The sequence below is a fragment of the Spirochaetota bacterium genome, from assembly GCA_035477215.1.
GTDB lineage: Bacteria > Spirochaetota > UBA4802 > UBA4802 > UBA5368 > MVZN01.
In genome coordinates, this window is record DATIKU010000059.1 from 1 (window position 1) to 8,818 (window position 8,818).

An 8,818-nucleotide genomic window follows, 5' to 3' on the forward strand; every position below is an offset into this window, starting at 1 on the left:
TAGGGTGTGACAAGTGCTGTTTGTCGACGAAAAGCATTCAGATTCAGGTAAAAATGCACTTGTAGGTTTTAAAAGATCTAACGCAACGAATTTCAGAAAATATTTTGAGCAGTATACCCTGGTTTTTCAGGAAACTGCTAATCGGCCTCGTCGCCGTCTTCGAAGAGGGTGATCACCGCGTCCTTTTTCTGCGCGGCGCGCACTATATGGTCCAGGCTCTTCCTGTCGATTATCGCGTAATGGGGGGCGAGCCGCTCGATGATCCCGTTGTTCGCCCCGAGGAGCATCTCGTCTATCACGCCGGGATGGCTGCAGTGCAAAAGCGTGACATCGGTGATCCGGATGCGGACGGTCTGCGCCGACCACTCGTTCAGGAGAAATCCGAGGTTTTGCGGTATGCCGTTGCGCGCGTATTTCTCAAGCGCCGCGATAAACTCCAGGTGTGACATCCCGCGTTTGTCCGCCCTCACCACCGAGTTCCTGCTGATGCGCGTGTGAAGCATCAGATCGTCCTTTACTATGTCCGAATGGGCGGCGAGCAGGTAAAGGGCCTCGGCGGGGACTTCGCGCCGGGGGATGATGAGCGTGAAGTCCGGATTGATGTACACACTGCGCGCATCGTTTTCCTGCCGCTCGACCGCCGTGCGCCTGGCCTTTGAAAGCCTGGCGGCGGCCTCCGTGCCGATGTCCGAAAGCAGTACCGAGTCCCCCTTCGTTTCGGTAATCCCGAACAGGCTGAGCATTCTTATGCCGGCGTGATATTGCCGGACCGCCTCCGTCCGCGCGCGGGTCAGACCGTCGGGGGCCTGCGGGTCGGACGCCGAAAGCGAACGCATGACAAACCTGGCGAAAAGGGAGCTTTCGTTTTCGCCTCCATGGTGCAGTACGATATCGCAAAGCCGCGAGAACGTTTCGGGCCGCGGCATTTGAAACGGCGGAGCGAAGAGATGGTCATCGATCTCTTCGTCCAGCGGGCTCCTCATGATGCGCACCAGCAGACGAAGCGGAGCGTCGACCTCTTTTTCGAGGCCGGAAAGCGATATCACCACCGCGTCGCGCTTGATACGGACGCATTTCAGGCGATGAAAAACGTACAGGCAGAGGCGCAGGAGCTCATCGGGGGGAAGGGGATCGCCCGATCGCTCGTAGATGGCGAGCAGGGCATCGGAAAGCCGCTTCCAGTCGATCTTTCGGAACTCGCGCTGGCGTGTGATGAAGAGGCCGCTCGAGGAGACGACATCGAACACGGTGAGCATATTGAGGAGAAAGTAATAGCCGTTTGAAACCACGCGGCCTCCGGGGGCCGCGTTTGATCTTTCCGCCGCCAACGCCGGATAAAGACCCGGGGTGATGAACAGGTAGGTCGCGAACGGGTCTTCAAGTCGGTGCCGCAGCGCCACCATGTCGTTCACCGCCAGGAAATTGAGTCCTTCCTCTATCTGCCCGCGGGAGTCGGACGCGAGCAGTTCGTCAAGCTCCAAAAACCCGCCGTTTTCAAAGAGGGTGCGGAGAATGCTCGCCGCACCTCGATGCCGGCGGGGGGCGAGCCCGGTTCCGCCCGGTTCTCCGGGGCGATTGAGGGCGGCGCGGACACCGTCAACATATTCCTTAATGAACCGCTCGTCGAACGGATGGAGCATGGCCCGTATCTCGGGATAGATGTAGATTTTATCGAGCTTGTTGTGCAGGCGCTGACGGTTTTTAAGCACATAAACCAGAAGCTTCCCCGACAGCGAAGCCGAAATCTTCTCGATCGCGGCGCCTTCCATCTTGAGGGTTTTGTCGATATCGCCGTACGTGATGCCGTTTTCGTCCGAAAGCGCCATGTTAAGCACCTGGAGCTCCTCTCTGGAAAGGCTGCCCAGGAGCAGGTGAAAACCGACGTGCGTAAGAATAGAGCCCGCGGCCTCCCGGCCGGCGTCCTTTGGAAGGGCCTCTATTCTCAGCAGCTCTGCGAGTTTATTCGCATCTTCTCCGGTGAGGCTTCTGGCGGCATCGCTGATTTTTTTCATGATAAAAAAGTTGTGGACATCGATATTGGACTATTCTATACAGGCGCTTGTATTTATGCAATAAAATTTCATTGCGCGCCATCCCGGCGATTTTTGCACCAAACAGTGGCGAAAGCTTCCAAATACAACAACTCACAGGTGATCGTTTCCCGCCGGTCGCGGGAGGAGCGGGGTCCAGCAGATCGATCATTACGGGTTGGCGGAGAATTGAATGCTACAATTTTTGAGGTTTGACGGTTCGCTCGTTTCCGAGGGCGAATACCCGGTCGTTTCCGGCGCCGAGGCTTGGCGCTTTTTTTCAAGACGGACGCTTTACGCGTTCCTGCTCGCCTATTCCACCGTTTTCCTGGCCGCGGCCATTCCCTTCGACGGAGTGTTTTTCTTCGGCGGGCTCATTTCGGGCGCGATCATTATACGTCTGATCAACAACATCCTCAAGTACAATAGTTTCAAAAGAGGCAGAATCGTCGTCGACAAGGATGGATTCGAGATATTCCACTCATCGGGCAGCGTGCGCGTCAAGGCACAGGACGTTACCTACTGCGAGGTGAACGTCTTCGGAAACCTCATTGTGCGCGAGAAGTACATGACGACGTCGTTTCCGCTGGCCCTCCTGAAAAAGGAGGACCGGCAGGCGCTGCTCGCGCAGCTGCAAGACATGTCGCCGCGAAGGACCGAGCTTTTCAAAAAGGTATATGATTTTTTCGACGCGGTGCTCGTCGCGTTCATCCTCGCGATGCACATACGCCAGTTCATCATTCAGGCATATTATATACCCACCGGCTCGATGGAGGATACCCTGCTGGTGGGAGACCACCTGCTGGTGGAGAAAATCACCTACGGCCCGGCCATCCCCCGGATGATCGGAATGGAAAAACCCCTGCACCTGGATTTTCTCGGCATCCGGGAGGTGCGGCGCGGCGACATCATCATCTTCAGGCCCCCCGGCGAGGACGAAAAGGACTTCATCAAACGGTGCATCGCCGTGGAGGGTGACGAATACCATATCGCGGACGGATCGGTCTGGATAAACGGCAAGCGCGTGGAGGAGGCGTATATAAAAGGCCTTACGAGCTATCGTGGATTCGGGGACCGAAAGATCGAAGGGGTGGTTCCGAAGGGCTCGGTCATCGCGATGGGCGATAACCGGGAGAACTCCTTCGACAGCCGGGGATTCGGCTATCTCCCCGTGGAGAGAATCAAGGGGCGGGCCCTTATGCTTTACTGGAACACCGCGCACATAAAGAACCTTGATTTTTCCCGCCTTGGCCTGATACGCTGAAGCGGGGCGCGCGGAGCCGAGTCGGCGCCCCGCCGTCGCGCCCGCGGGCGCGACGGCTCGGAAACTATCGGATGCCCGGTGAAGCGAAATGAACATCCCCATCTTCTCGCGGCGTGTCATGTTCACCGGCGTACTGGTCCTCGGTACGGCCCTTTTCCTCGTCTATCGCCTTGTTTCACTGCATTTTTCCGATTCATTACATGTTCCTTCCGACGCCGACAGGGAGGTCCACCGCGGCGCCGTGTTTGACAGGACGGGCAGTCTCCTGGCCGTCAGCGTCGAACGCCGGTCGCTCTTCGCGAACCCTTCCGAAATCAAGGACCCCGAGGCCGTCGCCGGCGCGGTCGCACCGCTCATAGGGATGCCGCGATCCATGGTGCTTGACCGCCTGAGGCGCGAAAAGCGTTTCGTCTGGCTGCGGAGAAAGCTCGATGACGGCGTCGCCGATCGCATCGCGTCGCTGGGGATCAGGGGGCTGCACTTGAAAAACGAATACCACCGGGTGTATCCGCACGGAACGCTGGCCTCCAACATCGTCGGTTTCGCGGGGCTGGACAACACCGGACTCGAAGGCATCGAATACAAATACGACGACGTGCTGACGGGAAGGAAGGGACCGGCACGGACATCGCCGGACGCGGATTATGTAAAGGGATACAACGTGCGCCTCACAATCGACCGGGTGGTGCAGTACACCGCCGAGCGCGAGATCGAGCGCGGCGTCCGCGAGAGCCAAGCGGCACAGGGAGCGGCCGTGGTGATGGAGGTAAAGACCGGAAGGCTCCTCGCCGTGGCCAAGTACCCTCTGGTAGATCCAAACTCATACCGGGAATTTTCCGGGAATGCCATGAAAAATTTCGCCGTGGTCGATTCATTCGAGCCGGGGTCGACGCTGAAGGTCATCGCGGCGGCGGCGCTGCTCGAGACGCATCCCGGGGTGCTCAAGGAGACCTTCCGCTGCGAAGGGAAAATAGAGGTCGCGGACGCCGTGATAAAATGCACGGCGGTGCACGGCGACCTCACGCTCGACGGCATCATCAAACATTCGTGCAACGCGGGGATCGTACAGGCCGCGAAACGACTCAAACGCGAAAACCTCCACTCCACGCTCTCTCGATTCGGTTTCGGCAGGGAGACCGGGGTGGAGATGCCCGGCGAGTCTCCGGGGCTGCTCCGCGGCGCGGGCGACTGGTCGGGGCTCTCCCGTTATTCGCTTTCAATCGGTCAGGAGCTATCGGTGACCTCGATCCAGATGGTGGCGGCCTTCGGCGCGATTGCCAACGGCGGCGTGTACATGGCCCCCACGGTAATCGAGTCAATCGAGTCCGACGAAGGGGCAGTGCTGCAGGCTTTCTATCCGAAGAGCCGGGGGCGTGTAATAAGGCAGGACGTCTCCGCGCGGCTTCTGGGCATGATGAAAGGGGTGGTGGAGGGCGGTACGGCGACCAGGGCGCGGATGGCGTATTACGAAGCCGCCGGCAAAACCGGAACCGCCCAGAAATCCATGAAACGGGGCGGTTACCACCCCGGCAAGTACATGGCGTCGTTCGTGGGGATCGCGCCGCTGTACGATCCGGACGTGTGCATACTCATTCTGCTGGATGAGGCCCCGGAGAGCGTTTCGGGCGGCGCCGCGGCCTCGCCGGTGTTCGCGCGAATCGCCGGGCGGATTCTGCCATACAGGGGCGTAAAAAAGGGACATGTCGCCTCGGGTGATCCGCTGAAAGGTGCGCCGCGAACGACGGCACTGCATCGGGGACTTATGCCGGATTTTCGAGGGATGCGGCTCGGCGAGGCGACCCGGACGCTTGCGGTTATACGGAAGGAGGCGATGGTCGAGTATTCGCTGGTTGGCAGGGGTGTCGTCCGCCGCCAGTCACCCGAACCGGGAAGCCCGGTCGGCCATCATCGCAAGATCATACTGTATTTCGAAGAACAATGACGGAACTTTTTGAAAAAAACAGCGCACTCCTCAAGCGCCGTCACGGTCCGGTCCACGTCGCCGTTTTGGGAGCGGAGGACGACCCGCGCATTCGCGTCTCCGCGTCGCGAGGGGGCGCTCCGGTGCCCGAGATCGCGCAGGAGGGCGGTACCATCTCGGTTCACAGCAGGTACGATCCGGTAACGGAGGCCGCCCGCTTCATCGCCGGTATCGAGCCGGGGAACTTCAACCTCTTCATCGTCTTCGGATTCGGCTTCGCCTATCATCTGGCGGAGCTCCTCGATCGCATTTCCGGAGATGCCGTCGTGCTGGTACTCGAGCAGAGCGCCGCCATGATCCGTTCGGCGATCATCCACCGGGATCTTTCAAACATGCTTTCCGATGAGCGGCTGCACATACTGGTCGACCCCACGGAGGAGGGCCTGGCGGACATTCTGCGGGGCAAGTCCACCTACCGGGTTTCATTCCTCACCCACCGGGGCTCATTTCAGATCGCCCCCGCGTATTACTCGAACCTGCATCGTATCTCGAAATCCTACCTGTCGGCGAAAGAGGTCAACATCGCCACGCTCGCCAAGTTCGAGCGCACCTGGGGGGCTAACATTGCGCGCAACGCCGGGGTGTTCATCGACAACCCCGGGGCCGGGGATTTTTACGGAAAGTTTGCGGGGGTCCCGGCCATAATCGCCGCGGCGGGACCGTCGCTGTCGGACAGTATCGGGTTCATCCGGGCGAACGCGGACCGCGCGGTGATCGTCGCGGTCGACACCTCGTACGGAATATTGAAGAAACATGGCGTCGAGCCCCACTTCTGCGTTTCGGTGGATCCGCAGCTCATCAACGCCCGTTATTTCGAGGGCGATACGGGTGGCAGGACCGTGCTGGTGGCCGATCCCACGGTACACCCCTCGGTTTTTCGACTCTTTCGGGGAAGGCGCGCGCTCGCGGGGATGGCGTTTCCCATGCTGAAATGGATGGAGGAGGCGACCGGGCCTAAGGGCGAAATGGCGTACGGGGGCTCGGTCTCGACCAACGCGTACGATTTCGCCAGGAGGCTCGGTGCTTCGACGATCGCGCTGGTGGGGCAGGACCTGGCCTTTACGGGCGGCCTCGCCCACGCGCGCGGTTCGTATCTCGACGAGCAGGTGTTTCTGCGCACGCGGCGCTTCTACACGCCGTTCATGTTCAACCGTTTCCAGCTCACGGCGCTTCCGGCGATACTGGTGCGGGGCATACGCTCACCGGTCGTCCATACCAATCAGAAGATGATGATATTCCTCTCCTGGTTCGAGAAGCGGAACGATCCGCGGCTTGTAAACGCAAGCTTTGACGGCGCCCGCATAAAGGGCCTTCGTCACGTCGCCGCGGAAGAGCTTCGTTTTGATGGCCCCGTCATCGACATATTCGGTCTTATCGACTCGGCGTATGAAGAGGGTATGTCCGCGCTGCGCAATCCGAAGGAGGTGCGCCGGGCAATCGTGCGCCGCTGCGAGGCCATGCTCGGCGAGCTGGAAGCGCTCGTGCCGCTGCTCGAGAAGGCCGTACGCAATTCGGAGGAACTCCGGGCCGTTCTCGCAGCGGAGCGGCGCGACCGGGGAAAGATGGAATACCTGTTGAAAAGGCTCGCGGAGGCCGACAGAAGCATCGAGTCGCTCGACGCGCTGAAAGACATGATAAGCTTTACCGCGCAGCGCGTCATCCACACGATCACCGAGGGTTACGAGGTCGACGAAGGGGAGGGCGCTGTCGCGGAAGACGAGCGCGTCGCCATGCGCTCGCGTTTTCTCTACCTCGGTTTTCTGGAGGGAAGTACGTTCATCCGCAAGGTTATAGTGAAAATGCTGGCGACCCTTGACGGATGATGGTCCGGCTCAGGCCGTCGCCGCGCGCTTTCCGCTGTAATACCAGCCCGCCAGTCCCGCCAGTATGAACAATATCCCGATAAACTGCGCCTGCGAAAGCCCCATGACTCCCTTCGGGTTCAGCCGGATGAACTCGATCAGGAACCGGGGAAGGCCGTTGAGTATGAGATAGAGAAAGAAGAGCTTTCCATCCGCCAGCCCCTTTTTCCTGAGCTGCATGAGCAGCGCCAGTACCAGAAATGAAAAAAAGACCTCGAAAAACGGCGTTGGGTAAACCGCGGCCGTGGTCGGCACGATGCCGTTAGGATAGGCGGTCGCCCAGAGCGAAGAGGTCGCGATGCCGTAGCAGCCGTCGCCGGCGACGTGGCAGCCGAAACGGCCGAAGCAGTATCCCAGCGCCATCGAGGGCGCCGCCGCGTCGGCTACTTTGACAAAGGACTCGCCGCTGCGCTTGATGATCCACCACGCCAGAAGGAATGACAGGATGAAACCGCCATAGGCCGAGAGCCCCGCCCCCGAAAAGATCATTCCCGCCGGGTCGGCGGCGAACTCGTCGAGATGCTCTATAATATGGAAAACCTTGGAGCCGATGATCCCGCCCGGGATGGCGGCCAGCAGTATCCGGTACGCGATCTCCGGGTCCATGTTCCTGAGCTTGAGCTCGCGCTCGAAAAGAAGAAATGCCAGATAAAAGCCGATGCCCAGCATGACGCCGTAACCGCCGATGGAGATGAACTTGTACTGGAAGAGTATTGGGTACATGGAGGCCTCTCGCTAAATATGGTATATCACGGCATATCGATCGGCGGCGGCAGGCCGGCCGCTCACTATCGGAGCGTGCGCCGCCAGTGTTGTTACAGTTTTCCGCGCCATGCGCGGTGCGTGTCCTGATTTCGGAGCCATTCAGCCGGACTTGTCAAGAGTATTATCGATTTCATCGGTCGGCTTCCGGCCGCAACAGCGTATCCGGCCGACCGGGAATCGATGGAAGGCGCCCGTGCGAAAAGTGGAATAAATCACGATTCCCATTCGTCTATATATTGACTCCCGGCACGGCGGGAGGATGGGGGGGTATTGTGCTGAAGCGCGCTGTATTGTAGCGTCGATGACGGGGAGGAAGACGGGGAGGCCATCCCGGGCAAGCTTCCTTTCCATGATCATCAAAAAAACTTGACGAAAAGAAGCCGGTCCGCTATATTGTTAACTAAATAGTTAGTTTATATAACCGTTTGGTTAGGTGCTGCATGGAATTGTCGGCGGAAAGGCTTCGTTTCCTCGGCATGGTGAGGGCGCTTCCCTTTCTTTTCGCGCTGCATAACGCGGAGGAGTCGCTCTCCATGGTGGAGTTTTCAGCCCGGCACATGGCCGGATTCCATTCGGTCACACAGGTGCAGTTTCTGTCGGCGCTCGTACTCATTACGGGCGCGGCCTTCGTCCTGTGCTTTGTGGCGGCAGGTAGGTTCGGACGGGGCATCTGGGCGTATGTTCCGCTCTGGATCCAGTCGATCCTGTTTTTCAACGCGTTCAGCCATATAGCGATAACGATTCATACGGGAGAGGCCGCGCCGGGTGTTTATACCGCGGTGCTCGTCAATATCCCCTTTACGATCGCGCTGTTTCGCGGCGCTTTACGCGAGGGGTTAGTAACCGCAAGGGGGGCCTCCTGGTCGGCGGTCGCGGGCCTGGTGCTCTACGTGCCGGTGGTGCTTCTTTCGCTCGG

At 59.5% G+C, this 8,818-nt stretch carries 6 protein-coding genes; 4 read left to right on the forward strand and 2 right to left on the reverse strand.

Annotation, left to right across the window (positions count from 1 at the left end; all coding sequences use genetic code 11):
* Positions 1 to 137 precede the first annotated feature (137 nt).
* Entirely contained in the window at positions 138 to 2,012 is a 1,875-nt protein-coding gene (locus VLM75_15675) for a helicase-associated domain-containing protein (protein HSV98360.1), read from the reverse strand.
* Positions 2,013 to 2,223: 211 nt separating this feature from the next.
* Between VLM75_15675 and lepB the strand changes: the two genes are divergently transcribed.
* From lepB to VLM75_15690, 3 genes are all read left to right on the forward strand, one after another.
* On the forward strand, positions 2,224 to 3,294 hold the full coding sequence (gene lepB, locus VLM75_15680; GenBank protein ID HSV98361.1) for a signal peptidase I: 1,071 nt from the start codon (positions 2,224 to 2,226) through the stop codon (positions 3,292 to 3,294).
* An 88-nt stretch (positions 3,295 to 3,382) separates the two neighbouring features.
* Positions 3,383 to 5,236 carry a penicillin-binding transpeptidase domain-containing protein gene (locus VLM75_15685; protein HSV98362.1) on the forward strand — a complete coding sequence of 618 codons (1,854 nt, stop codon included), beginning with the start codon at positions 3,383 to 3,385 and terminating at the stop codon, positions 5,234 to 5,236.
* On the forward strand, positions 5,233 to 7,098 hold the full coding sequence (locus VLM75_15690) for a 6-hydroxymethylpterin diphosphokinase MptE-like protein (protein ID HSV98363.1): 1,866 nt from the start codon (positions 5,233 to 5,235) through the stop codon (positions 7,096 to 7,098). Before VLM75_15685 ends, VLM75_15690 begins: the two co-directional genes overlap by 4 nt.
* Before the next feature lie 9 nt (positions 7,099 to 7,107).
* Here the strand turns inward: VLM75_15690 and VLM75_15695 are convergent, their stop codons facing one another.
* Positions 7,108 to 7,860 carry a prolipoprotein diacylglyceryl transferase gene (locus VLM75_15695; GenBank protein HSV98364.1) on the reverse strand — a complete coding sequence of 251 codons (753 nt, stop codon included), beginning with the start codon at positions 7,858 to 7,860 and terminating at the stop codon, positions 7,108 to 7,110.
* A gap of 482 nt (positions 7,861 to 8,342) precedes the next feature.
* Here VLM75_15695 and VLM75_15700 point away from each other — a divergent pair.
* On the forward strand, positions 8,343 to 8,818 hold a 476-nt coding region (locus tag VLM75_15700; protein HSV98365.1), incomplete at its 3' end, for an HXXEE domain-containing protein.